20 protein-coding genes and 1 pseudogene are annotated in these 23,203 nt (G+C 52.7%); 10 read left to right on the top strand and 11 right to left on the bottom strand.

Going from position 1 to position 23,203, the window contains the following annotated elements:
* The first annotated feature begins 23 nt into the window (after positions 1-23).
* The 3 genes from METH11B_RS0123870 (at position 24) to METH11B_RS0123860 (ending at position 4,819) form a co-directional block, all read left to right on the top strand.
* On the top strand, positions 24-1,901 hold the full coding sequence (locus METH11B_RS0123870) for an amidohydrolase (protein ID WP_026604194.1): 1,878 nt from the start codon (positions 24-26) through the stop codon (positions 1,899-1,901).
* A gap of 44 nt (positions 1,902-1,945) precedes the next feature.
* Complete coding sequence (locus METH11B_RS0123865; protein ID WP_081733871.1) at positions 1,946-3,304, top strand: alginate export family protein; 1,359 nt, start codon at positions 1,946-1,948, stop codon at positions 3,302-3,304.
* A gap of 93 nt (positions 3,305-3,397) precedes the next feature.
* Positions 3,398-4,819 (top strand): mechanosensitive ion channel domain-containing protein, encoded by a 1,422-nt coding sequence (locus METH11B_RS0123860; RefSeq protein WP_026604192.1) that lies wholly within the window; start codon positions 3,398-3,400, stop codon positions 4,817-4,819.
* Here METH11B_RS0123860 and METH11B_RS29885 read toward each other — a convergent pair.
* From METH11B_RS29885 to METH11B_RS0123840, 5 genes are all read right to left on the bottom strand, one after another.
* A complete protein-coding gene (locus METH11B_RS29885; protein ID WP_231499664.1) occupies positions 4,720-5,040 on the bottom strand; it encodes a hypothetical protein in 321 nt (106 codons plus the stop codon). The genes METH11B_RS0123860 and METH11B_RS29885 overlap by 100 nt on opposite strands.
* 85 nt (positions 5,041-5,125) lie before the next feature.
* A complete protein-coding gene (locus METH11B_RS29880) occupies positions 5,126-5,344 on the bottom strand; it encodes an oxidoreductase (protein ID WP_026604191.1) in 219 nt (72 codons plus the stop codon).
* Positions 5,334-5,498, bottom strand: a complete 165-nt coding sequence (locus METH11B_RS29875; RefSeq protein WP_231499663.1) for an oxidoreductase — start codon at positions 5,496-5,498, stop codon at positions 5,334-5,336. Before METH11B_RS29875 ends, METH11B_RS29880 begins: the two co-directional genes overlap by 11 nt.
* Before the next feature lie 146 nt (positions 5,499-5,644).
* Positions 5,645-7,192: a cation:proton antiporter family protein gene (locus METH11B_RS0123845; RefSeq protein WP_036278241.1), complete on the bottom strand. Its 1,548-nt coding sequence runs from the start codon at positions 7,190-7,192 to the stop codon at positions 5,645-5,647.
* A gap of 27 nt (positions 7,193-7,219) precedes the next feature.
* A complete protein-coding gene (locus METH11B_RS0123840; protein ID WP_026604189.1) occupies positions 7,220-7,486 on the bottom strand; it encodes a hypothetical protein in 267 nt (88 codons plus the stop codon).
* Between METH11B_RS0123840 and METH11B_RS0123835 the strand changes: the two genes are divergently transcribed.
* From METH11B_RS0123835 to METH11B_RS28880, 5 genes and pseudogenes are all read left to right on the top strand, one after another.
* Entirely contained in the window at positions 7,485-8,288 is an 804-nt protein-coding gene (locus tag METH11B_RS0123835; RefSeq protein ID WP_036278238.1) for a phytanoyl-CoA dioxygenase family protein, read from the top strand. The two genes, METH11B_RS0123840 and METH11B_RS0123835, sit on opposite strands and share 2 nt — an antisense overlap.
* 7 nt (positions 8,289-8,295) lie before the next feature.
* On the top strand, positions 8,296-8,850 hold the full coding sequence (locus tag METH11B_RS0123830) for a M15 family metallopeptidase (RefSeq protein ID WP_026604187.1): 555 nt from the start codon (positions 8,296-8,298) through the stop codon (positions 8,848-8,850).
* 72 nt (positions 8,851-8,922) lie between these two features.
* Positions 8,923-10,050: an aminotransferase class V-fold PLP-dependent enzyme gene (locus METH11B_RS0123825; RefSeq protein WP_026604186.1), complete on the top strand. Its 1,128-nt coding sequence runs from the start codon at positions 8,923-8,925 to the stop codon at positions 10,048-10,050.
* Positions 10,051-10,581: 531 nt separating this feature from the next.
* On the top strand, positions 10,582-10,761 hold the full coding sequence (locus METH11B_RS0123820) for a hypothetical protein (RefSeq protein WP_026604185.1): 180 nt from the start codon (positions 10,582-10,584) through the stop codon (positions 10,759-10,761).
* A gap of 193 nt (positions 10,762-10,954) precedes the next feature.
* A pseudogene (locus tag METH11B_RS28880) lies at positions 10,955-11,059 on the top strand (winged helix-turn-helix domain-containing protein); the annotation flags it as partial.
* Positions 11,060-11,088: 29 nt separating this feature from the next.
* Here the strand turns inward: METH11B_RS28880 and METH11B_RS0123810 are convergent.
* From METH11B_RS0123810 to METH11B_RS0123785, 6 genes are all read right to left on the bottom strand, one after another.
* Entirely contained in the window at positions 11,089-11,976 is an 888-nt protein-coding gene (locus METH11B_RS0123810) for a GGDEF domain-containing protein (RefSeq protein WP_026604184.1), read from the bottom strand.
* A 167-nt stretch (positions 11,977-12,143) separates the two neighbouring features.
* Positions 12,144-12,692, bottom strand: a complete 549-nt coding sequence (sufT, locus tag METH11B_RS0123805; protein ID WP_026604183.1) for a putative Fe-S cluster assembly protein SufT — start codon at positions 12,690-12,692, stop codon at positions 12,144-12,146.
* 7 nt (positions 12,693-12,699) lie between these two features.
* Entirely contained in the window at positions 12,700-13,428 is a 729-nt protein-coding gene (locus METH11B_RS0123800) for an SDR family NAD(P)-dependent oxidoreductase (RefSeq protein WP_026604182.1), read from the bottom strand.
* Positions 13,419-14,090 (bottom strand): HAD family hydrolase, encoded by a 672-nt coding sequence (locus tag METH11B_RS0123795; protein ID WP_026604181.1) that lies wholly within the window; start codon positions 14,088-14,090, stop codon positions 13,419-13,421. The genes METH11B_RS0123800 and METH11B_RS0123795 overlap by 10 nt, the downstream gene beginning before the upstream one ends.
* Before the next feature lie 7 nt (positions 14,091-14,097).
* Positions 14,098-14,805, bottom strand: a complete 708-nt coding sequence (gene ubiG, locus METH11B_RS0123790) for a bifunctional 2-polyprenyl-6-hydroxyphenol methylase/3-demethylubiquinol 3-O-methyltransferase UbiG (RefSeq protein ID WP_026604180.1) — start codon at positions 14,803-14,805, stop codon at positions 14,098-14,100.
* A 142-nt stretch (positions 14,806-14,947) separates the two neighbouring features.
* On the bottom strand, positions 14,948-16,270 hold the full coding sequence (locus METH11B_RS0123785; protein ID WP_026604179.1) for a TRZ/ATZ family hydrolase: 1,323 nt from the start codon (positions 16,268-16,270) through the stop codon (positions 14,948-14,950).
* A gap of 117 nt (positions 16,271-16,387) precedes the next feature.
* Between METH11B_RS0123785 and METH11B_RS0123780 the strand changes: the two genes are divergently transcribed.
* Together METH11B_RS0123780 and METH11B_RS28125 are read left to right on the top strand one after the other, a co-directional pair.
* Complete coding sequence (locus tag METH11B_RS0123780; protein ID WP_036278235.1) at positions 16,388-17,509, top strand: HD-GYP domain-containing protein; 1,122 nt, start codon at positions 16,388-16,390, stop codon at positions 17,507-17,509.
* A gap of 75 nt (positions 17,510-17,584) precedes the next feature.
* Positions 17,585-23,047 (top strand): PAS domain S-box protein, encoded by a 5,463-nt coding sequence (locus tag METH11B_RS28125; RefSeq protein WP_026604177.1) that lies wholly within the window; start codon positions 17,585-17,587, stop codon positions 23,045-23,047.
* The last annotated feature ends 156 nt before the right edge of the window (positions 23,048-23,203 follow it).

The following is a 23,203-nucleotide window of genomic DNA, read 5'->3' as shown; positions in this document are numbered from 1 at the left end:
ACAGTCGATGAGGTGCTTGGCTTATGAATCCTTCTAGCCCGGAGACCATTTTATTTAATGGCAAAATCACGACATTGGATCCTGCTCAGCCGGAGGTCAGCGCGATCGCCATCGCCGCCGGTAAAGTCCTTGCGCTGGGCTCGGATGCACAGATCCAGGCGCTGGCGACCCCCGATGCCGTCGCCATCGATTTGCACGGTAAACGGGTCCTGCCGGGCTTGAACGACTCGCACCTGCATTTGATTCGCGGCGGCCTGAATTACAACATGGAACTGCGCTGGGAAGGCGTCGGCAGCATCGCCGATGCCTTGGCGATGCTGCAGCTGCAAGCGGCCAGAACGCCGGCACCGCAATGGGTGCGGGTGGTTGGCGGCTGGAGCGAGTTTCAATTTAAGGAAAGGCGGATGCCGACCCTGGCGGAAATCAACGCGGTTTCGCCGGATACGCCGGTGTTTATCCTGCATCTCTATGATCGGGCGTTATTGAACGGCGCCGCGCTGCGCGCCGCTGGCATCGGTAAAGACACACTCGATCCGCCCGGCGGCAAAATTCAGCGCGACGCCAACGGCAATCCGACCGGGATGTTGATTGCCGAACCCAATGCGATGATTTTGTATTCGACCTTGGCCAAGGGTCCGAAATTGCCGCTAGACGATCAGATCAACTCCACCCGGCATTTCATGCGCGAGTTGAATCGTTTGGGCGTGACCAGTTGCATCGATGCCGGCGGCGGTTTTCAAAATTACCCGGAAGACTATCAGGTGATTGAAAAACTGCATGCAGACGGACAGATGACCGTGCGCATCGCCTACAACTTGTTTACCCAAAATAAAGGCGGCGAGTTGGCGGATTTTCAGAAATGGGCCGGCGTTGTCAAACCTTACAGCGGCGACAGTTACTTTCGCCAGAATGGCGCGGGCGAGATGCTGGTGTTTTCCGCCGCCGATTTCGAAGATTTTCTGCAACCCCGCCCGGACATGGCGGCCAGTATGGAAAAAGAGCTGGGCGACGTGGTTCGGTTTTTGGTCGAGAATCGCTGGCCGTTCCGGCTGCATGCTACTTACGATGAAACCATAGACCGGGCGCTGGACGTGTTCGAGGCGATTGATCGCGACACACGTTTCGACGATCTGCGCTGGTTTTTCGACCATGCGGAAACTGTTAGCGATAAAAATTTGGCGCGCATCAAGAAGTTGGGCGGCGGCATTGCGGTACAGCACCGCATGGCCTTTCAAGGCGAATATTTTGTAGACCGCTACGGTAAAAAGGCAGCCGAGCATACGCCGCCGCTGCGAAAAATGTTGGAAATGGGCATCCCGGTAGGCGGCGGCACCGATGCCACGCGGGTTGCCAGCTTTAATCCCTGGGTATCTTTGTATTGGCTAGTGACAGGCAGAACGGTCGGCGGGTTGCCGCTCTACGGCGAGAGTAATTGCCTGGAACGCGAAGAGGCCTTGCGTCTGTGGAGCGCCGGTAGCGCCTATAAATCGAACGAAGAGACGGTAAAAGGCGCGTTGTCGCCTGGCATGTATGCCGACCTGATCGTGACATCGCACGATTTTATGACCGTCGCCGACGAGGCCATCAAGGCCATTACCTCGCTGCTGACCATGGTAGGCGGGCGGATTGTTTACGCTGCGGATGATTTCAGCCGGTTCGATACGCCTTTGCCGCCAGCCAGTCCCGATTGGTCACCAGTGCGCTATTTTGGCGGCCATCAAACACCGCAAACGCATTATGCGTTATCGGCCGCTTCATGCGCAGCGCACACCTGTGCGATTCACGGTCATCATTCAGGTCACGACGGCAAGCTGTCGCGCTGGTTGGGGCTGGATAATGCTGGAAAACAAGCGCAGTTTGACAATCCGTGGGCACTGGGCTGCGGCTGTTTTGCCTACTGATAGCGGCTAGCCTTCATGCGATAACGCAAAAGAGGACATTGCCAATGAAATCCGGACTCATGCCATTGGCCTTTTCGCTGATTAGCACCGCAGGGATCGCGCAAGCGTCCGAGCCGGGTTTTAACAGCAACCGCTGGCAGGAAAATTACCAATACCTTGCCAAGCACACTCGGCGGAGCAGCTATGAATCGCTCAAATACCTGCCGCTGACCGCCGACCGCGAGGACGTGTATTTATCCTTGGGCGGAAATTTTCGGGAGCGTTTCAATAGCTACGACAACGATTTGTTCGGACTGAAAACACACGCCGACGGCCAGCAATTTTTACATCGCTTTTTGCTGCACGCCGATCTGCATGCCACCGAACATGTCAGGGCCTTTGTGCAATTGGCCAGCTATCTGTCTAATAACCTGGGGTTGCGGAAAGGGCCATTGGATAACGATAGCGCGGATTTACAGCAGGGTTTTATCGATTTGCAGTATCAAACTTTGACTGCGCGTGTCGGTCGGCAAGAGTTTGCGCTGGGTTCGTCCCGTTTGATCAGCGTACGTGAAGGCCAAAATGCGCGACGGGCATTTGATGGCGTGCGGCTTTCGCTAAAGAACGACTATCTGGACCTGGATGCGTTCGGTTTTGAAGAAGTGGCAATAACACCGAGGAGTTTCGACGACCGGGGAAATACGCAAGAAAAACTCTGGGGGCTGAACAGCAAATGGTCGTTCAAGCCAGCCGATGTCGAGATCTATTACATCGGCCTGCAGCGCAAAGATGCCCATTATCAAAACACCATCGCCGACGAATCTCGCCATTCGTTCGGCAGCCGCGTGTTTGGCAAGCGGTTCGGTTGGGATTGGAATTTTGAAGGCATTTATCAACTCGGCAGCTTTGGACCTTTGACTATCAATGCCTGGACCGCAGCATCCAACACCGGCTATACCTTTGCCACCCCAAGCTGGCGACCGCGCTTGGGCTTAAACGCCAATATTGCCAGTGGTGACGAGAATGCCAATGACGGACAGTTGAATACCTTTAATCCCTTATATCCCAATCTGTCGTATTTTGAGGAAGCGGCAATATTGGCGCCGCAGAATTTTTTTAATGTGATGCCGAATCTCTCCTTGCAGCCGCTGCCGGGCATCCGGCTATCTGTCGATTGGAATTTTTACTGGCGATTATCAAAAAACGATGCGGTATATACGCGAGGACTCAACCCATTGGAGCAGACGCTAGGGACTAACGGTCGATTTGTCACTCAAGCCCTTTCTACCAATATAGAGTGGGAAATCGATAAGCATTTTTCGCTTGGCCTGAGTTACAGCCATTTTTTTGCGGAACAGGTGATTACCGAAGCAGGAGGACGGGATACCGACTACGTTCGTACCCAATTCAACGCGGTATTCTAAAAACGGGTTCCGTTGCAGTTGATTGATGCAATTGCCGGCGAGTTTGCCCCATAATCGGAGAAATTTCTCCGGCTTTTACGACTACGTTAATTTATGGCTATCGATTCATCCGCCTTGCTGTCCCAACCTTTCCTATTCTTTGAAACGCCAATATTTACGCTGGGTACGCAATCGGTCAATGTCATTTGGTTGACTAAATTCACGCTGAGTTTGGGGCTGATGCTGTTGGTCGTCCGCTGGATACGCCATATCCTGAATACGCGCTTATTGGTCGGCCTGGTTGTCAACGAAGGCGATCGCAAACTGATCGCCAATCTCGCCGGCTTTACGCTGTTGGCGGTTGGTATCGTAGTGATCATGCAAGTCATGGGCATCAAATTCGAGACACTGGCGCTCATTTTCGGCGGCCTGGGAGTCGCGGTCGGCTTTGGCTTGCAAGACATCACCAAGAACATCGCCAGCGGCATTACCCTGATGAGCGAACGCAAACTAAAAGTGGGCGATCTTATTTATTTTGCCGGTGGCGAGGGACGCATCCGGGATATTTTTTTGCGCTCGACCGTGATTACGTCGTTCCAAGGTTCGGAACTGATCATTCCCAATGTTCAGCTCACCAACAATATCGTGGAAAAATGGGGGTATCAAGCCAAGCGTGGGCGGGTTGAAGTTCCGATTGTCGTCGAACAGCACAGCAATCTGGTATTGGTGACCGAGTTGTTATTGAAAGCCGCCGGCCAGGAACCCAACGTATTAAGCGATCCGGCACCCAAAGCCTTGCTTCAGGGGTTTGGCGATATCGGGTTGAATTTCGAACTTTGGGTTTGGACCGATCATATCGATCAACGTAGCCTGATCAGAAGCGCGTTAAACTTTCGGATTGAATACTTCTTTCGACTGCATGCTATTAAAATTCCCTATCATCCGACGAATAACCGGAACCTTTACCCGGCCACGGATGCGGCCGCCAACCTGATCGACGGTTCGCCGGAAGCGGCAAGCATGCCGTCCATACACAATGCTCTCATTGAGCTGCCTTATTTTCAGTATTTCGATGAACTGGAAATACGCGAACTGATAGAACAGGGCTCGCCGCGTTATTTCAATCCTGGCGACATTTTGGTTAAACAGGACGAATACTTTCCATTTTTCTGCGTCATGCTCAAAGGCGAGGTCGATGCGATATTCGAGAACGAGAAAGTCAGTCAACGCTTGTTTAGCCTGCAACATCGCGATTTTTTCGGCGAGCTGCCCTTGCTTTTGAAGATTCCCTATCCGACATCGATGCGCGCCGTCGGCGAAGTTGTTTTGTTTACAATACCTGAGGATTGCTTTGCGGACCTGTTAAGCCGTTATCCGCAAATCAAGGCTGCGGTTAGCGAAGAAATGCTGAAGCGGCAGGAATACATTCGACTCTGTCAATCGTCATTGAAAAAAATGGGTTTGCTCCCTGAAGAATTCGACATTAATCCGGTCACATGGCTAAAAAGCCGGCTCATGAAGCTGTGGGGGAATTGATTTTCTCTATTTTTTGCAGACAAGCCGTAATCTCGGTTGTTGCGGGGGCTCGGATCATGCAATATGCCTAATCCCCGCGCCGGATAGAAGAAGCGTTTTTTCAAGTCCGGGCCGATGCGGTTTTCGCCGAGCGCTTCGCGCGTAAAAATGAAGGCGATGCCGCGATTGCCTAATTGCTCCGCCACGTAGCCGAAAGTGTGCAGCGGATCGGCGTCACCCATGGTATGCGCGTCTCCTGGGGGCAAAATGCACGCCGACTCGACCGGCACCCCATACCGAAATCACGGCATCGGTCACTTCCAGTAGTCAGCGGGGGCAATTTTCTATTGGGTCACCATAGGCATCGTTTCTTTTATTGGTGTTGTCCGGTAAAAACGGGTCTAACAGATAGCCATTGGCACCGTGAGTTTCCACGCCGTCAAAACCGGCACGTTTGGCGTTTTCCGCGCCCTTACGGTAAGTCTGGACGATACCTGGAATTTGCCATTGAGATAATCCGGATGCGAAACCCGGCCTAGATGCCAAAGCTGTAGAAAAATTCGGCCGCCGGCGGCGTGAACGGCTTGGGTTTGGTCCAGCCGTCGATTTGTTCTTCCGACCAAATGCCGGGTGTGTCGGGATAGCCCAAGCCTTGCGCGGAGACGCTGGTGGCCTCGCTTATCATCAGTCCGGTTTTCACTAATTATGTCACCCGACACTTGGCAATAATCTTAGTCCCAATCGTCAATGGTTTATGGAAAACCAAACCGACCCGAGTATCGTTAAAAATAAGACGCCTCTATAATCCGCTCTGGCATCCATCGCCCATCCAGCGCCAGCAGCCCTTCACTGCCTTGATTCATCGCGGATGTCCAGCATCAGGTGGGCAAGACGATTGCCGGCTTCAATCAAAGGATGGATCACAAAATTGGCGCCCGCTTTTAATAATTGCTGCTCTTCCACGCCGTGATAACAAATACTGCTGATTTGCCCAGTGAAACCGCGTTTTCTAAGCTGAGCCACCGCGGTCAAACGCACATCGAATGCCGGTACCGTCAGGATGATGCCTTTAACTTTATGCAGGGGTAAACCGCTCCATAATTCGGTGTCCTCGGCGTCGCCGTAGACCACCCGCCGGCCGGCGGCAAGATGATATTCCAATACCGTGGGATCGGAATCCAAACCAACTACGCGCTGATCCTGTTTGCACAAGGTTTTGTAGACAACCCCGCCAGTCCGGCCCATACCGATCACCAGCCATCCGGCAGCACCGAACGAGTCGGGCAAGCGGTCGGGATGCTCGGATTTTCGTTCCAAACGTACCAGTACCGGCTCCATCCAAGAGAATAACCGATGAGAATAACGATTCAACGGCGCGGCAATAGCCAGTGAGCCGGCTACCGCCAAACTGATAATGGCGTTCCATTCAGCCGGCAACAGCTGGGCTTTTACAACCGCGCTGGTGGTAATCAGTGCAAACTCGCTGTAGGTCATCAGCGCTAAGGAGGAGACGAAGGCGGTGCGCGCCCTGAGTCCGGCCACCACAAATAAACCAAAGAACAGCGCACCTTGCAGCGGCAACAAAACCAGTAATTGCAAGGCGTCTATGATCTGCTCGCGGTTCGGTAAGTCGCTGACGCCAATCTGCAAGAAAAACGCGACCAAAAACAGCTCTTTCAAGCCCCACAGCCTATCGCTTAACTCCTTGATCATGGGATGATTCGCCAACATGATGCCGGTCAACAAGGCACCGATGTCGGCGGCTATACCCACGCTTTCCGCCGCCACGCCGCCGGCCAATGCCAACGTCACGCCCAGCAACAGCTTCAGTTCAGAGGAGCGGCTGACCGACAGTACGCGATGCGCAATGGGCCGCAACAGCGGTAATAACAATAAAGCCAGCGCCCAAGGCGTCGGCTGTTTGCCTTCGGCCAGCGCCAGCAGCCCTATCGCCACGATGTCTTGCAAGATCAGGATACTCATCACATCCCGGCCGTGCAGCGACGACAACTCGCCGTTATCTTCCAGCACCTTAAGAGCCAACACGGTGCTGGAGAACGCCAAACTGATACCCAGCACCAAGCCGCCGGTCATATGCTCGTCCAGCCAAAAAAATACCAAAGCGGAAGTCATCGCCATTAACAACAAATGCGAGCCGCCGACGCTAAGCACCTCGCGGCGAATCAGCGAACTGGGCTTGAGCTTCAAACCGACCGAAAACAACAGTAATTCGATACCGATATCGGCCAGATGATGAAGATCGGGCAACACCGCGATGCCTAAGGCATGCAACACATAACCGGCTACCAAGTAACCGACCAGCGGCGGAAAAGTCAGGCGGCTGGCTACCAAACCAGCCATATATGCCGTGCTAATCCAGATTAATTCCATCATATCCATCAACCAAAATAATAACGCCGTTTAAACTATTGGGATCGTAACCTGTTTTAAAAGCTTTCCGGTCATTTTTTCCGGCTGCGGCGGATAAACGATGCCCTTTGGGTATATTTCCCTAGCCGAATAGCTTAAACCAGCGCCGCGCTCTAAATTGAGATGCCAAATTGCAGGGGCTATAAAATACCCGGTAAATGTAACTTGCAGCCACAAACCAGCTATCGGAGCATCGGCTTGCGCCAAATAGTGGATAGCCTTGGTTAAATCATTCCCAGCAATGAACGGTAAAAACATGGAATCAGCAGCAATCTACCGACAACAAGGGCATCTGATCGTCAAAGCGCTTTTCAGCCCCTCGGAAGTCGATGCCTTGAGCAAAATCGTCGATCGAATTCATGGGCAATGGCTAAACGAAAACCGTAGCAGTTATATCGAACAACGGCTGGTCAACATGCATTCGCTGACCCATCCGCGTTATTTCGAACAACAGCCCGCGGAAAGGCTGCGATTCTTTCAACTCCTTAGTGCCAAGCAGCTGACGACACTGTTAACCGATCTATTTGGAGAGGACCTTTATTTTCACAATACCCAGCTTTTCTTCAATCCTTACCAAAACAGTCGCCTACCCTATTGGCACCGGGATATGCAATACAGCCCGATTGACGATGCCGATTTGCAAGCCGAGCAGCCCAATATGCTGGCTTTGCATATTCGGATACCGCTGTTGCCGGAAACCGGCATCGAGCTGATACCCGGCTCCCACCATCGCTGGGATACCGAACTGGAAAGAAATGTCAGACTGGAACTTAATGGCCACACAAACAGCGAGTCACTGCCAAACTCAGTGCTAATCGGCCTGGAACCCGGCGATATTTTGATTTTTGACGCGCAAATGTTGCACCGGGGAAATTACCAGCTAAATCCTTGCAGAAAAGCCCTGGATCTTTGCGTCGGCAGGCCGCATCGACTTACCTTGCCATACCTTGATGGCGACAATCTGCCGACTTCTGCCGAACTGGAAGCAATCGAGAACCGGCAATGGTACAAACTGGCTCGCACTATGCTGATAGAACCCCGACAAAAACAGGCAGATTGACTCCGATATGAACCTGGCAGCAAACAATTACGATTTTTTTGCCCGAGTCGGTTTGATATTCCAAGAACTGGGCATTCCAGACGACTTGCCCGCAACCAAAAACTTGGTCATCTGGCCGGAACCAAGCACCTTGGTCACAGCCGAGGTATCGGCCAACGGCCGGGTATTTCAGTTGACGCCCCAGGCTAGCGAAGTCTGGCGGGCGCTGAAAACCGCAGCAGCCAACGATGGTGTCGCGCTACAAATGGTATCGGCATTCCGCAGTGTGGAGTATCAAGCGACCATCATACGCCGCAAACTTGAACGAGGACTGACCTTGCAGCAGATTCTCACCGTCAACGCCCCGCCCGGTTACAGCGAGCATCACAGCGGTTGCGCAATCGACATCGGCAGCCCGGATTGTCCCGATCTCGGCGAAGCATTTGAAAACACCGAAGCCTACCGCTGGTTGTCAAGCAATGCAGAACGGTTCGACCTGTATTTGTCTTTTCCAAGGAATAACGAATACGGCTACGTTTACGAGCCCTGGCATTGGCGTTATCACGGTGATGACAAGGCCTAAAAAGGACCTGCCGGGGAACGACCTATAAATTATACTGCTTGCATTGCAAATTTCGGCGCCGCCAATAGACCCATGAAACATCCGGAATTCCCCCTAATCGACGACTTGATCTACCTCAATCACGCCGCCGTGGCCCCCTGGCCGAAACGCACCAGCGCGGCGGTGATTCAATTTGCCGAACAAAACAGCCGGTTCGGCTCGCACTACTATTTGGACTGGTTGAAAAAGGAAAACGAAATCCGCCGCCAATTGCAGGCCCTACTCAATGCGCCCTCAGCCAACGATATTGCGTTGGTGAAAAACACCTCGGAAGCCTTGTCCTTCGTAGCCTTTGGCTTACCCTGGCAGGCCGGCGACAACATCGTCTCCAGCAACCAGGAATTTCCCTCCAACCGCCTGCCTTGGCAAGCCTTGGCCGAACGTGGCGTGGCATTTCGAGAAGCCGATTTGCATAGCGCCCAAACACCGGAAGATGCCTTGTTTGCGCTGGTGGACGGTAATACCCGTTTGCTGACCATCAGCTCCATCCAGTTCGCCTCCGGTTTACGTATGGATTTGGAACGTATCGGCGAGTTTTGCCGGCAACGTGGCATCTTGTTTTGTATCGACGCGATTCAAAGCTTGGGCGCGGTGCAATTTGATGTGCAGGCCTATCACGCCGACTTCGTGATGGCCGATGGGCATAAATGGCTGTTCGGCCCGGAAGGCCTGGGGGTGTTTTATACCCACCCGGCGGCCCGGGACCGGCTCAAGCTCAGCCAATACGGCTGGCATATGATGAAAGACACGCATAACTACGAAAACCTTCCATGGGAGATACACCCCGGCGCGCGCCGTTTCGAATGCGGCAGTCCGAATATGTTGGGGATTCACGCCTTGTCAGCCAGCTTATCTTTATTGTTGGAAACCGGCATGCCAACCGTCGAGGCCCTGGTTCTGGAACGCAGTGACTACCTGCGCGAGGCCATTAGCGCCAACGCCGAGCTGATTTTACTCTCGGAACGGCACAGCCGTTTGCAGTCCGGCATCGTCAACTTCAAACACCGGCACATAGACAACGACGTGCTCTATAAACATTTGCAAAAAAATGGCGTAGTTTGCGCCTTACGCGGCGGCGGGATTCGCTTTTCAGCGCATTTTTATAATACGCTGGCGGAATTGGACCGGGCGCTGGAGCTGGCCACAGCCGTTTCCGAATAGGCATTTGCAGCAACGATCTTATTGATAGCCTTTGGGAATAAGACGGGCCGAAAGTCACAGCCCATCGCGTTGCAGAGACTTCCGCAGCATCGGTGCGCGCTACCAGCCACCGCGAGGGCATCCTAAATCGTTCCTGCTGTATATGAAAATCCCTGGAACGCTTATTGCCATATGGCGAGCGCACCTTAGCAAATCGGGAAGGCAAGGCCAGCAGGTTCTGCTGTGCAGCTAAAAGAATCGGCAGTACCGCCAGAGGCGCCGGGAATACCTTCCGGATAGTTATATACACCAACGGCTTCGGTGACTGCCCGGTCGCGGCCATTAGACCGGTAGTCGGCGTTATTTGATAGGCTAATATTCAGGAGTACAACCGCACAAAGCTATGGCGATACAAACGGCTTTTAGGCGCAAGGCTTTTTTAATTTAGCGGTAAGGCCGGGCCAATGGGCCTAGCCGTATTGCCCGCACGTTGGCTATCAAACATTCTACAAAACCGGTGGTCGGTAAATTGGGTACAGGAGTGAAAGGCATATGCAAAATCATGTGGTTACACTCATCATCTTGGTGATTGCTTTGGCGTTTTATTTTGCTGGATACTCCGGTATCGGCAATATCGCGTTCATTGTGGGTGGCCTCTTCGAATTGTGGTTTTGGATTCGCTTGCTCAGTGAAAAAACGCCGAAATCTGCGGAGCCGCCCGACAAGTACTGAGCCCTCCATTATCGTTGTATCCCACTTGATAATTATTGCGCCCGTTGCTCACATCAGGCGGCAAGTCGTGGGAATATCTAAAAATCAAAAAATCTCCTTCTCCCTACCCCTTTGTGCAGTGTCTACAAAAAATCGGTTTCGTTAGACTGAAGCCTTTATGAAGTCCTCACGTCAATTAATTAGGAGAGACGAGCGGATTTACATGAGTCAATTGCGGCAAAAGCTGGAAAGCGATCCGACTCAGCCCAAATACCTGCTGACCGAGTCGGGCGTGGGGTATCGATTTAAAGTGGGCTGAGCCTGATGATCGAGGTGCGGAGAACCGAATCAATATCCAACTTCTACCCGGTTTCTACCGTGCTGTTTAGCTTGATACATCGCGGCGTCGGCACGTTTGATTAAGGATTCGGGGCTATCGCTACCTTTTAAGGCAGCAATGCCCAAACTTGCCGTCAGATTCAACACGTCCATGCCATAGGCCAAGGTATGCGATTCAATGTCGGCACGGATGCGTTCAGCTATCACCATGGCCCCGTCGATGTCGGTATCGCTCAGCAAGATCACAAACTCTTCGCCGCCGTAACGAAACACCGCGTCACTGCCGCGCACGCTGTCTTTCAACCAGCCGGCCAATGAAGACAGCGCCAAATCGCCGCAACCGTGCCCGTAATCGTCGTTGATATGCTTGAAGTGATCGACATCCACAAAAATCACCGACAAATGCTGCGAATTACGATGTGCACGTTTGATCTCGCGCAGCAAACAGTCGTTAAACGCCGTGCGGTTATTGGTTTTGGTCAACGGATCGGTAAACGCCATTTTCAATGCTTGTTGAAACAAGGTGGCATTTCTCAATGGGTAAATCAGGCAACACAACAGACTTTCCAGCATTTTCAACTCGTCTTTGTTGAAACGATTGCTGCGGGTCAATTTCAACTCGCCCAACTGTTGCTCTTCGACTTTCAAGGCGTAGGAGCAGGAGTGACGGGCCATTACGCCGCGTTTGAACTCTAGATCGAACTCTTCGTTGATATATTCAACGCCGTTGTGCGGAATGGTATTTTGAATTTTATTGCAGAAAATGCTGATCAGCTCGCTGAATTCCAATGAAGTCTGCAAGGCACTACTGATATCGTAGTGATGCAAATTGACAGCGGTTGAGGCTTCAAAGGTTTTATTACTGACTATCGCTAAATCGGCTGCTTTATCTTTCATGACGGTTCCCCGAGTCTTGAATCAAACTTCAAGGGGAATAAAGCCAATAGCGTGCCAATTAATTTTTAACTTGTAAATACAAATACTTAACAATAAACAACCGCAAAATTTTTCAGCAAGCGGCAATTTTCCGCCGCTTACCTGCCACCGTCTGGCTTTGCCGGCTTTTAAAACAAACCCAACTGCACCTGCGCCACTTCCGACATCATTTCCCGCGACCAGGGCGGATCTAAAACCACCTCGACATCAACCGAACTGACGCCGGGCAAGGCGCGGATGCATTTCTCGACATCGCTTTGGATAACCGGCCCCATGCCGCACCCGGGCGCGGTCAAGGTCATTTGCACGTGCACATCGTTGCCGCCATCGGCATTGGGCTTGGCGCTGCAATGGTAAACCAGACCCAAATCGACGATATTGACCGGAATTTCCGGGTCATAGACGGTTTTCATCACTTCCCAGCAATTCTTTTCGACGGCTTTGCTGTCGGTATCCGAGACCAAGGTATGCAAATGCTGGGTTTCCTTACCCAAAGCGTCTGCATCGATACCGGCGATGCGCACCATGTGACCGTAATCGGTCACCACGGTGTAATTGCTGCCCAAAGCCTGATGTATCGTGACTTCCTGGCCTTTATTCAAAGTGCCGTGGTTGCCGTCCGGAATGGTGACGATGTTGACGTCGCGGGTTAAAAATACAACTTCTCTGTCTGCCATAAGTGTCTTAAGGTTTAAAAGTTTGGGCGTCAATAATTTGACCGGTCTTGCCAATACTGGCATCGCTAAATAGGTAAACATACAGCGGATCGAGGCTGCTCATGCTAGGCAGCGCGGTTTTATCTTCGGCCGGGTAAGCTCTCTTCCGCAGCGGCGAATTCACCGGCCCCGGCACCAGAGTATTAACACGGATTTTTTGTCCTGCTTCCAGTTCGGCAGCCAGAATGCCGGCGAAGCCTTCCAGCGCGATTTTCGCTACACCGTATGCACCGGAATAAGCCTGAACTTTGCGCGCGGACGAATCGGAGATGAACACGATGGAAGCGTGCTCGCTACGTTGCAGCAAAGGCAACAACACCCGGCATAACAAGAAAGGCGCGCTAAGATTGACGTTTAAGGCATGCCCCCAATCCTTGGTTTTGTAATTGGCGATAGGGCTGTAAGCACTAAATTCCACAGCCGCATGCAATACGCCATGCAAAGCGCCGTAACGCTGCGCTATCGCCTCGGCCATTTCTTCGTATTGCGCTTCGCTGGCGCCGGCTAAATCGAAGGGATACATCACCGGTTCCGGACCACCGGCAGCTGCAATCGCATCGTAGATTTTTTCCAGCTTGGGAATGCTTTTATCCAGCAGAATGATTTGCGCGCCCTGCCCGGCTAAAGCCAGCGCCGCAGTACCGCCCAGACCACCACCGGCACCGGTGATGAGTAAAACCTTATTGCTTAATGACATAAATTAGCGTGTATCCATTCCATCAATTGTGGCGGTTGTTCTATTAAGGCGTCTGCGCCCCAGGTATGGGGTTGGTCGTCGCTTTGCAAATAGCCGTACAAGGCCGCCAGGGTTTTCATATTCGCTCGCTTACCGGCCGTGATGTCATGTATGGCATCGCCGATATACACGCAATTTTCCGGCGCCACGCCGGCTTGGCGGCAGGCGGCCAGCATCGGTTCAGGATGCGGCTTGCTGTTGGCTGTGGTGTCGCCGCTAATAATGCAGGCGGCCCGCTCACTGAGTTGCATAGCATCCATCAAAGGCACAGTAAAACGGGATTTTTTATTGGTGACTACGCCCCACTTCAAACCCAGTTGTTCTATCGCTTCCAAACTATCGGCAATACCCTGAAAAAAGCGACTGTGTTCGGCAATATTCTGTTCGTAGCTGTCCAGCATAAAAGCCAGCATCCGTTGCGCCAAGCTGTCGTCCACGCTCACGCAGTGCTTGATCATTGGCATGGCGCCATGGGAAATGAAGGGGCGCACGGACTCTGTCGGCGCTTCCGAAAAGCCATGGGCAAGCAGCGTCTTGTTCAAGCAGGCAATCAAATCCGGTGCGGTATCGACCAAGGTACCGTCGAGATCAAACAATACGCAATCCAGTTTAAATCCGGTCATGCTTGTTTTACTCAGGACGCTGAAACGCAGCGATGTAATTGACGCCGATGTCGTTACCCAAACTAAAACGCTTGCTGAATGGGCTGTATTCGATACCGACCATCCCTTGTAACTCAAGCCCCACGCTTCTGGCCATCTGCCCCAACTCGGAAGGTTTGATAAAGGTTTTATAGTCGTGCGTGCCTTTGGGTACCATTTTCAGCACATGCTCGGCCGCGACGATTGCCAGCAACCAGGCTTTTGGCACCCGGTTCAATGTCGAGAAAAACACCATGCCACCAGGCTTAACCAGCGTCGCACAGGCAGCAATGATGGAAGCGGGATCGGGTACGTGCTCCAGCATTTCCATACAGGTGACATGGTCGAAACCGGCCGGCTGTTCCTCGGCAAGCTGTTCGGCGCTGATTTTCCGGTAACTGGCGTTGACGCCGGTTTCCAGGCCATGCAAATCGGCAATATCCAGCAAGTCTTCGCTTAAATCGACACCCAAGGCATCCGCGCCGGCCTTTGCCAAACCTTCAGTCAGAATCCCGCCGCCACAGCCCACATCCACTACCCGCTTGCCTTGCAAATCGGCGTATTGCTGAATGAACTGCAAGCGCAAAGGATTGACGTCGTGCAAGGTTTTAAACTCGCCGTTCGGGTCCCACCAACGCTCGGCCTGCGAGCCGAACTTATGAATTTCATGGGGATGTACGTTTTCTTTCGCTGTCATAATGCCAACCTGTTCATGAGGCTATAGTTTACTGTATTACTAGGTTATTCGTCATGCGCCAACTTCCAGCCCTGTTTTTGAACTCAGTGCAACGGCTTAAATGGCCTATAGCACGGCTTCTGGGCGGCAAATAAAATAGCGGCTAATTCGATGGACGTTCTTGTAAGCGTTCTTGCCAAAGCGTGACTTTTTGTCGTAGCGCCGGGACATCAAACGAGGTCAATTCGCGCTTGCGCAGTAATTGTTTACCGTTAACCCAGACATCGGTGACTTGGTGCCGACCGGCGGCATAGACGATCTGCGCCAGCGGATTGAACAAGGGTTGAGTTTCCAGTTCGCTTAAATCTATAGCCACCACGTCGGCAGCTTTGCCGATAACCAGTGAACCGATTTCAGCGTCTAATCCCAAGGCCTTGGCGCCGTTAATAGTCGCCATTTCCAACGCAGTCGTCGCCGATACCGCGCTGGCATCGCCTGCTACTCCCTTCGCCAGCAAAGCTGCGGTACGCATTTCCGACAGCATATCCAGATCATTATTGCTGGCGGCGCCGTCGGTGCCCAAGGCCACGTTGATCCCTGCCGCCAGACACTCTGCCACCGGACAAAAACCGCTGGCCAATTTCAAATTCGATTCTGGGCAATGCACAATGTGACCACCGGTTTCCGCGTAAAACCGGATGTCTTCGCTAGACAATTGCGTCATATGCACCGCGATAAAGGATGGCGTCAGCAAACCCAGCTCATGTAGACGCTGTAATGGCGATTGGCCGGTTTTAGCTTTTTGCTCGTCGACTTCATGCGCGGTTTCGTGCAGATGCATGTGCACGGTCAGATTCATCTCGTCGGCATAGGTAATCACGTTACGTAAAGGCCCGTCCGACACGGTATACGGCGCGTGCGGTGCGAACGAGGTGCTGATCAAGGTTTCATGCCGGAGTTGCTCGTGCAGCGCCAAGCCCTTGGTCAAGTACGCGTCCGCGTTTTCCGCCCATACGGTCGGAAAATCAAACACGATCAAACCGATATTGGCGCGTATGCCATGTTGTAAGGCTTGCTGCGCGACGATTTCCGGAAAAAAATACATGTCATTGAAACAGGTCGTGCCGCAGCGTAGCATTTCGGCAATCGCCAGATCGGTGCCATCTCTGACAAACGCTTCGCTGACCCATTTTTGCTCGGCCGGCCAGATATGATTTTGCAGCCAGTCCATCAGATGCAAATCATCGGCAATCCCACGCAGCAAGGACATCGCGGCGTGCGTATGGCAGTTAATCAAACCCGGAATCAGCGCATGCCGTTCCAGCACTTCGACCTGTCGCGCTTGGTACTTTGCAATTGCCTGCTCGGTCGGTAACAAATCGACAATTCTGCCGTCGTCTATCACAAGACTGGCATGCTCATGGATTGCGGACGCCGGCTCAACCGGTATAATCCAACGGGCTTGAATGAGAAGGTCGACCAGCATAGGTTCTCCCGATATGCAAAGCGGCGATTATACCTCGTTAGCGGGCTTGCTCGCCTGCGGAGAAACTTGTTGTGGCCCAGGCTATTTCACCTGCACCCTATGGACGGCCAGATCTTTATGAGCAGCAACCAAACTGTCGCGACTGCGACTATCCTGATTGTGGACGACACGCCGGAAAACATCGCGACCCTTGGCGATCTCCTTAAGCCCTACTACAACTTGCGTGTCGCTATCAACGGCCCGCGCGCGCTGGCCTCCGCCCACTCCGATCCTCGCCCCGATTTAATTTTGCTGGACGTCATGATGCCGGAAATGGACGGTTATACGGTGCTCAGTCGCCTACGCGAAAACCCGCATACCGCCGAAATACCGGTCATTTTTGTCACTGCTTTGGACGCCACGGACGATGAAACTCTGGGCCTGGCACTCGGTGCAGCCGACTACATCACCAAACCCCTGCGGCCCGCCATCGTGTTGGCACGCGTGCGCAGCCAACTGGAATTAAAGCAGGCCCGCGACCGGATGCGCGATCAAAACCTCTGGCTGGAAGCCGAAGTTGCCCGGCGTATGAAACAAAATCAACTGATTCAAGATGCCAGCATGCGAGCCCTGGCCAGCCTGGCGGAAACCCGCGACAACGAAACCGGCAATCACATTCTGCGGACGCAAGGCTACGTTGAGGTATTGTGCCAAGAATTGGCGCGCATGCATCACCCGGAAATTCGCGACGCACACTGCATCGAACTGATCACCAAAGCCGCGCCGTTGCACGATATAGGCAAAGTCGGCATCCCCGATCAGATTCTATTAAAGCCCGGTAAATTGACCGAAGACGAATGGACCATCATGCGCACCCACTCGGCTTTGGGTGCCGAAGCAATCAGCCGCGCCATTCAAGATGAGGCGGATCAATCGGTGTTCGATTTTCTGCACGTAGCGATGAAAATCGCCCACTATCATCACGAGAAATGGGACGGCAGCGGTTATCCGGACGGATTGGCCGGCGAGAACATCCCATTGCCGGCAAGACTGATGGCACTGGCGGATGTGTTCGATGCCCTGATCAATCGCCGTTGTTACAAGAAAGCCATGCCGCTGGAACTGGCGGTTTCCGTCATTCAAGAAGGCAAAGGCAAGCACTTCGATCCGATGATCGTGGATGCATTCAGCAACTGTCTGGAGCAATTCATTTCAATTGCGCTGCGCTACGCCGATACGGAATTTGAGAGTGCATATTGATGAAAGACGCACACTGAAAACCGCCTAAACCGATGACATGTCAAACACCTGCAACGCATCGAGAGCAAACGTTCTTTGCAAATTCAAACGGGTTTTATGCCTAAACTGTCCGCACTGACCTACCTAAAGCTCATCGCAGTTGCCAGTGTTTACGCGTTCACGGGCCAAATTTCTCTGCTTTACTTCACCCCGGACGGTAGTGCCAGCATTTTTTTCGTTGCCAGCGGCGTGGCGCTGGCCGCTACTTTACTGGGCGGTAAAAACTATCTCTGGGCCGTTTTGCTGGGCGCACTGACGCTCAACTTGTTGCAAGGTAAACCGCTGCCTACGGCAACGATCATGTCCTTGGGAAGCGTTGCCGGCGTAGGGTTTGGCGCTTGGTTAGTCCGGCGACATCAGCGGTTTGATGCCACGCTGCCAACTTTACGCGACTATTTAATACTGATTTGCCTCGGTGGTTTTATTGCCTGTGCGCTGCCCGCGCTGGTTGCTTCTCTGGCCTTGGTCAAAGCCGACCTTATCCAGCAAAGCGCTTTCACCAGTAGCCTTATGAACTGGTGGATGGGCGATAGTTTAGGAATCATTTTAATTACGCCGCTAATCCTGGTCTGGTGCGACACACCACACCGACTAAATGCCAAATGCATCGGCGAAGCGCTAGTGATGCTGGCCTTGAACGGTTTACTCGGGCAAATCGTGTTTCTCGACTGGTTACATGCCAGTATCGGCGGCTACGCCAAAAGCCATTTACTATTTTTATCGATCAGCTGGATAGCAGTAAGACTTGGCAAGCGCGCCACCACGCTAGCTCTAACCATCACCGCCGCGCAAGCGATGCTCGGTAGCAGCCAACATCGCTGGGGCTTTTTCGAGCATGATCTGGGCAATCAACACGAACTGAATTACTGGATATTCATATCGGTATTGTCGATAGTCGGTATGGCGTTGGCGAGCTATTTTTCCGAGCGGCAGCAGACCCTGGATACCCTCATTGAAAAGGAAGAACTGTTCCGCACCCTGATAAAAGCCATGCCCGACATGGTCTGGCTTAAAGATCCCAACGGGGTTTATTTGCTCTGCAACCCAAGTTTCGAGCCCTTATGCGGCACAACCGAGGAGCAGGTAGTTGGCAAGACCGATTACGACTTCGTCAACCAAGAGTTAGCCGATTTTTTCCGCGAACGCGATTTGGTGGCGGTTGCCGCCGGCAAGCCTTGTGTGAATAAAGAGTGGCTCACCTTTGCCGATGGCAAACGTACGGGCCTTTACGAAACCATCAAAACCCCGGTGACCACTACAGACGGCAAACTGCTCGGCATATTGGGCGTCGCGCGCGAAATCACCGAAACACACCACATCCAAAGGCAATTGCAGGAGCGAATCAAGGAACGCGAATGCCTTTTTACCATTTTTAAAAAAACCGAAGACAAGGACCAGGGTCCGGTTGCCATGCTCCAGTCGGTAGCCGACATTCTAGCAAGCGGCTGGCAATACCCGGAAATCACCGCGGCCCTTATCGAATGGGAAGGCCTTTTAGTCAGCAGCGCCAATTTCCGCGAAACCCCTTACCAACTCAGCGCTCGGCTCAACACTCAAACCGGCGCGCCCGGCCGTATCAGTATTTTTTACCTGGAATCACGGCCAACGGAACAGGAAGGTCCGTTTCTGCGGGAGGAGCGTGCGTTACTCGACACAGTAGCCGAACGGCTGGCCACGGTTCTGGATCAACACTTGGTGCATTTGCAATTTAAGGAACGCGAAGAAATTCATCGTACTATCGTTGCTCAGGCACTTGATTCCATCGCGCTGATTGCCGCCGGCAGTTTAGCTTTTGTCGAATTCAACGACACGGCCTGCAATAGCCTGGGCTATAGCCGTGAAGAATTTGCGCAACTATCGGTGCGAGACATTCTCGCTGACCAAAACCACACCAAGATTCGCCAACATTTGCGGGCTTTATTCAAACAAGGCAACGCCTGCTTCGATACCTTGCACCGCCACAAAGACGGTAGCTTGCGGGACGTTAACGTCCGTATCAAACGGGTCACATTCCGGGAACGCAATTATTTTGCCGCTATCTGGACCGATACCACGGAGCAAAAACAGCTGCTAAAAGAGTTATCGGAGAAAGCCGAACTGCATCGCGTGCTGGTGGATAACAGCTCGGACGGCATCGTCATCATCGACCAAAACCACCGGGTGATAGAGGCCAACAAACGCTTCTGCGACATGCTGGGTTACAAACTCGAAGAAGTCTTGCAACTTTATACCTGGGACTTCGAAGCTGACTTAACTGAACAACAAATCCGCGAAAAATTTGCCGATCTGCCGCATACCGACAAGGTCATCGAAACCCGCCATCGCCGGAAGGACGGCAATTGCTTCGACGTAGAAGTCAGCATGAGCGGCGTCACTTGGGGCAGTAACAATCTGGTATTTTGTGTGTGCCGCGACATTACCGCCCGCAAGCAAATCACCCATCAACTGGCTGACGAACGCCGCAGACTAGCCGATATCATCGAAGCCACCCACGCCGGCACCTGGGAGTGGAATATGCAAACCGGCCAAGCCGTTTTCAACGAACGCTGGGCTGAAATGTTCGGTTACCAACTCAGTGGACTTGAGCCTTTTACCTCGCATAGCTGGGAACAATTCGTGCATCCGGACGACCTGAAACTTGCTAACAAGTTACTGGAACAACACCTGGCCGGACTGAGCGATTACTACCAGTGCGATTTGCGCATGCGGCATAAGGATGGTCACTGGGTATGGATCGCTGATCGCGGCAGAATTACTCAGCGCACGGCAAATGGTGAGCCCTTAATCATCAGCGGCACGCATATGGACATCACCGAGCGCCGCGAAGCCGATCAACGGATACGCGAGAGCGAAGAGCAATTCCGTAGGCTATTCGAGGACACCAAGGAAGCGGTCAGCATTCTTGAGGACGGCCGCTTCGTTAACGCCAACCGCGCCTGTCTGGACATGCTGGGCCTGGATAACTTCGACGCGCTGAAAAACCTCAGACCCGAACAGCTATCGCCCCAATATCAGCCTGATGGGCAGTTATCCTCGGGCAAAGCAAACGAGATGATGCATATTGCGCTGAAAAACGGCAGCCATCAATTCGAATGGCTGCATGCGCGCGCCAACGGCGATTGCTTCCCTACGGAAGTGTTGCTTACCGCTATCCGTCGCAATGAGAGGGCTTTGTTGCACGCTGTCTGGCGAGACATCACCGAAAAGAAAAAGGCGGAAACAGAATTAGCCAATTATCGCCAGCATCTGGAAGTACTGGTCGCCGAGCGTACCGGCGAGTTGAAAACTGCGAACGAGCAATTGAAAATCAGCGAAGAGCGTTTGGGCTTTGCGCTCGCGGCCAGTAACGACGGTATCTGGGACTGGAATCTTCGGGACAACTCCACGTATTGCAATAATGCTTATTTTCAAATGCTCGGTTATGAACTAGGCGAACTCCCACAAGATGCAAACAGCCATTGGATACAACTGCTGCATCCGGAGCATAGGGCACACATTGTTAGACAAGCGCAGCAAGAGTTACAAAATAAAGGATTTTACGAGATGGAGTTTCAAATGCGCGCCAAGGACGGCAGCTACAAATGGATATTAAGCCGCGCCAAAGTAGTTGAGCGAGACGCGAGCGGTCAGCCTGTTCGCGCGGTGGGCACCCATACCGACCTAACGGCCCGCAAGGAATTGGAACTTGCCCTGTTGGCGGCCAAGGAACAAGCCGAAGCCGCTAATTTGTCAAAAAGTACCTTTCTAGCCAATATGAGCCATGAAATACGCACGCCGATGAATGCGATTTTGGGTATGTCTCATCTGTTGCAGCGCGAGCTGAATCAACCCGACCAACTGGATAAACTCGATAAAATCACCTACGCCAGCAAGCATTTATTGAGTCTGATCAACGATATTCTTGATCTGTCGAAAATCGAAGCCGAGCGCTTGCAGATAGAAGAAACGCCTATTAACGTGGCGGCCTTATTGGACCATGCCTACAGCATGATGGCGGAGCGGGCGCGCGGCAAGGGTCTTAGATTTTCAAAAGAACTCGATGATGCGCTAGCTGCTATGCCCTTGCTCGGCGACCCTTTGCGTATCGGCCAGATTTTGATCAATTATCTGGGCAACGCCATCAAATTCACCGATGCCGGCGAAATCTCGCTCAAAGCCTGCTTGCTGACACAATCGGCTGAACACATTGAAGTCCGTTTCGAAGTGCGAGACACCGGCATAGGTCTGGACGACGAACAACAAGCCCGCGTGTTCGAAGCCTTCGAACAAGGCCAAAGTTCGACCACCCGCAAATACGGCGGCACCGGTCTGGGCCTGACGATTAGCCGCCACCTTGCCAACATGATGGGCGGCACGGTGGGCGTCACTAGCATCAAGGGCTCGGGCAGCACCTTTTGGTTTACCGTCAAACTAAAATTCGACCGCAATCCGCGCAGCGTCTTGCTGGCTACCGATACCGCTGACTTTCGCCGCGAAGCAACCATCTTGCTGGTCGAAGACAACGAAATCAATCAAGAGGTCGCAAAAGAACTATTGGAAACCACCGGCTTGACGGTCGAACTCGCCAATCACGGTGCCGAAGCGTTAAACATGGTAAAAAACCGACGCTACGATCTAATCTTGATGGACATGCATATGCCAATTATGGACGGATTGGAAGCCACCCGGCTAGTTCGGCAATTGCCCAATTGTCAGACTTTACCGATTATTGCGATGACCGCCAATGCCTTTCAGGAAGATCGCCAGGAATGCCTGAATGCCGGTATGAACGATTTTCTGGCTAAGCCGGTCGATCCCGACATGTTATTCGCCATGTTGAGCCGCTGGCTGCCGGACAATCGCGACATTCCCAATCCTCCACCCCTAGAAAAAGTAAATCCGGACAAGTCATTGGTTCTGGATACTGCCATCGGGCTGCGCAGCTTTGCCGGCAAGCACCACAGCTATGAAAAGATGTTGCGGCGTTTTGTTGATTCACATCTCGACGATGCGCGGAAAATAGTCGAAGCAGTTGAAGCTGACGACATGGAGACCGCCCGGCGTCTAGCCCACACATTGAAGGGTGTGGCGGCGACGCTGGGACTGGAGCAAGTACGAGCCATGGCGGCGATTTTGGAGCAAAGTATAAAATCGGCCGGGGAGCGTTCGGCTATTGCCGCCAGCTGCGACCCACTACGCTTGGCCTTGGCGAGGGCTGCGACGGAAGTTCGTAAGTTATTGGTTAATCCGACTACTGGCGAGGAAATAGCTGCTACGCTCGACACCGACCAGCTCAAGGCGCTTATACCCAAGCTTCTGACCATGTTGGCGAGCGACAATATTGACGCTGTCGATAGTTGGCAGAAGATAGCACCCACATTGACCAGTCTGCTGGAGGACGCGCAACAGGTCGAGATAATTAGCAGGCAAATTGAAAATTACGATCTGCCGGGCGCTCTGGCAAGCTTGCGGCAGTTGCTCGAACAAAACACGGAATTCGCGGCATTTACCAAAGCTTAAACACTATTAACCCGACCAATATCGACAAGCACAGCAGTAAGCATAAAAACACCTTAAAATAATGCTTATATGCCTGACTATGGCCGCGACTAGCTAGTGTTTTCAACGCCAATTGACCGCTCTTGTGCCCTCTGAGAGCATCGGGGAAGTACCAGT

It is taken from the genome of Methylomonas sp. 11b, from assembly GCF_000515215.1.
Taxonomy (GTDB): Bacteria; Pseudomonadota; Gammaproteobacteria; order Methylococcales; family Methylomonadaceae; genus Methylomonas.
Note: the sequence above shows the minus strand (reverse complement) of the source record. Positions and strands in the feature narration are given on the sequence as shown.

Bases quoted from the DNA above. Each gene is read 5' to 3' on its own strand.
- METH11B_RS0123780 (WP_036278235.1), top strand. From the start codon at position 16,388: ATGAGCAGCAACCAAACTGTCGCGACTGCGACTATCCTGATTGTGGAC.
- METH11B_RS29885 (WP_231499664.1), bottom strand. From the start codon at position 5,040: ATGGGTGACGCCGATCCGCTGCACACTTTCGGCTACGTGGCGGAGCAA.
- METH11B_RS0123820 (WP_026604185.1), top strand. From the start codon at position 10,582: ATGCAAAATCATGTGGTTACACTCATCATCTTGGTGATTGCTTTGGCG.
- METH11B_RS0123865 (WP_081733871.1), top strand. From the start codon at position 1,946: ATGAAATCCGGACTCATGCCATTGGCCTTTTCGCTGATTAGCACCGCA.
- METH11B_RS0123870 (WP_026604194.1), top strand. From the start codon at position 24: ATGAATCCTTCTAGCCCGGAGACCATTTTATTTAATGGCAAAATCACG.
- METH11B_RS0123795 (WP_026604181.1), bottom strand. From the start codon at position 14,090: ATGACCGGATTTAAACTGGATTGCGTATTGTTTGATCTCGACGGTACC.
- METH11B_RS0123835 (WP_036278238.1), top strand. From the start codon at position 7,485: ATGGAATCAGCAGCAATCTACCGACAACAAGGGCATCTGATCGTCAAA.
- METH11B_RS0123830 (WP_026604187.1), top strand. From the start codon at position 8,296: ATGAACCTGGCAGCAAACAATTACGATTTTTTTGCCCGAGTCGGTTTG.
- sufT (WP_026604183.1), bottom strand. From the start codon at position 12,692: ATGGCAGACAGAGAAGTTGTATTTTTAACCCGCGACGTCAACATCGTC.
- ubiG (WP_026604180.1), bottom strand. From the start codon at position 14,805: ATGACAGCGAAAGAAAACGTACATCCCCATGAAATTCATAAGTTCGGC.
- METH11B_RS0123800 (WP_026604182.1), bottom strand. From the start codon at position 13,428: ATGTCATTAAGCAATAAGGTTTTACTCATCACCGGTGCCGGTGGTGGT.
- METH11B_RS0123825 (WP_026604186.1), top strand. From the start codon at position 8,923: ATGAAACATCCGGAATTCCCCCTAATCGACGACTTGATCTACCTCAAT.
- METH11B_RS0123845 (WP_036278241.1), bottom strand. From the start codon at position 7,192: ATGATGGAATTAATCTGGATTAGCACGGCATATATGGCTGGTTTGGTA.
- METH11B_RS0123785 (WP_026604179.1), bottom strand. From the start codon at position 16,270: ATGCTGGTCGACCTTCTCATTCAAGCCCGTTGGATTATACCGGTTGAG.
- METH11B_RS0123840 (WP_026604189.1), bottom strand. From the start codon at position 7,486: ATGTTTTTACCGTTCATTGCTGGGAATGATTTAACCAAGGCTATCCAC.
- METH11B_RS0123860 (WP_026604192.1), top strand. From the start codon at position 3,398: ATGGCTATCGATTCATCCGCCTTGCTGTCCCAACCTTTCCTATTCTTT.
- METH11B_RS0123810 (WP_026604184.1), bottom strand. From the start codon at position 11,976: ATGAAAGATAAAGCAGCCGATTTAGCGATAGTCAGTAATAAAACCTTT.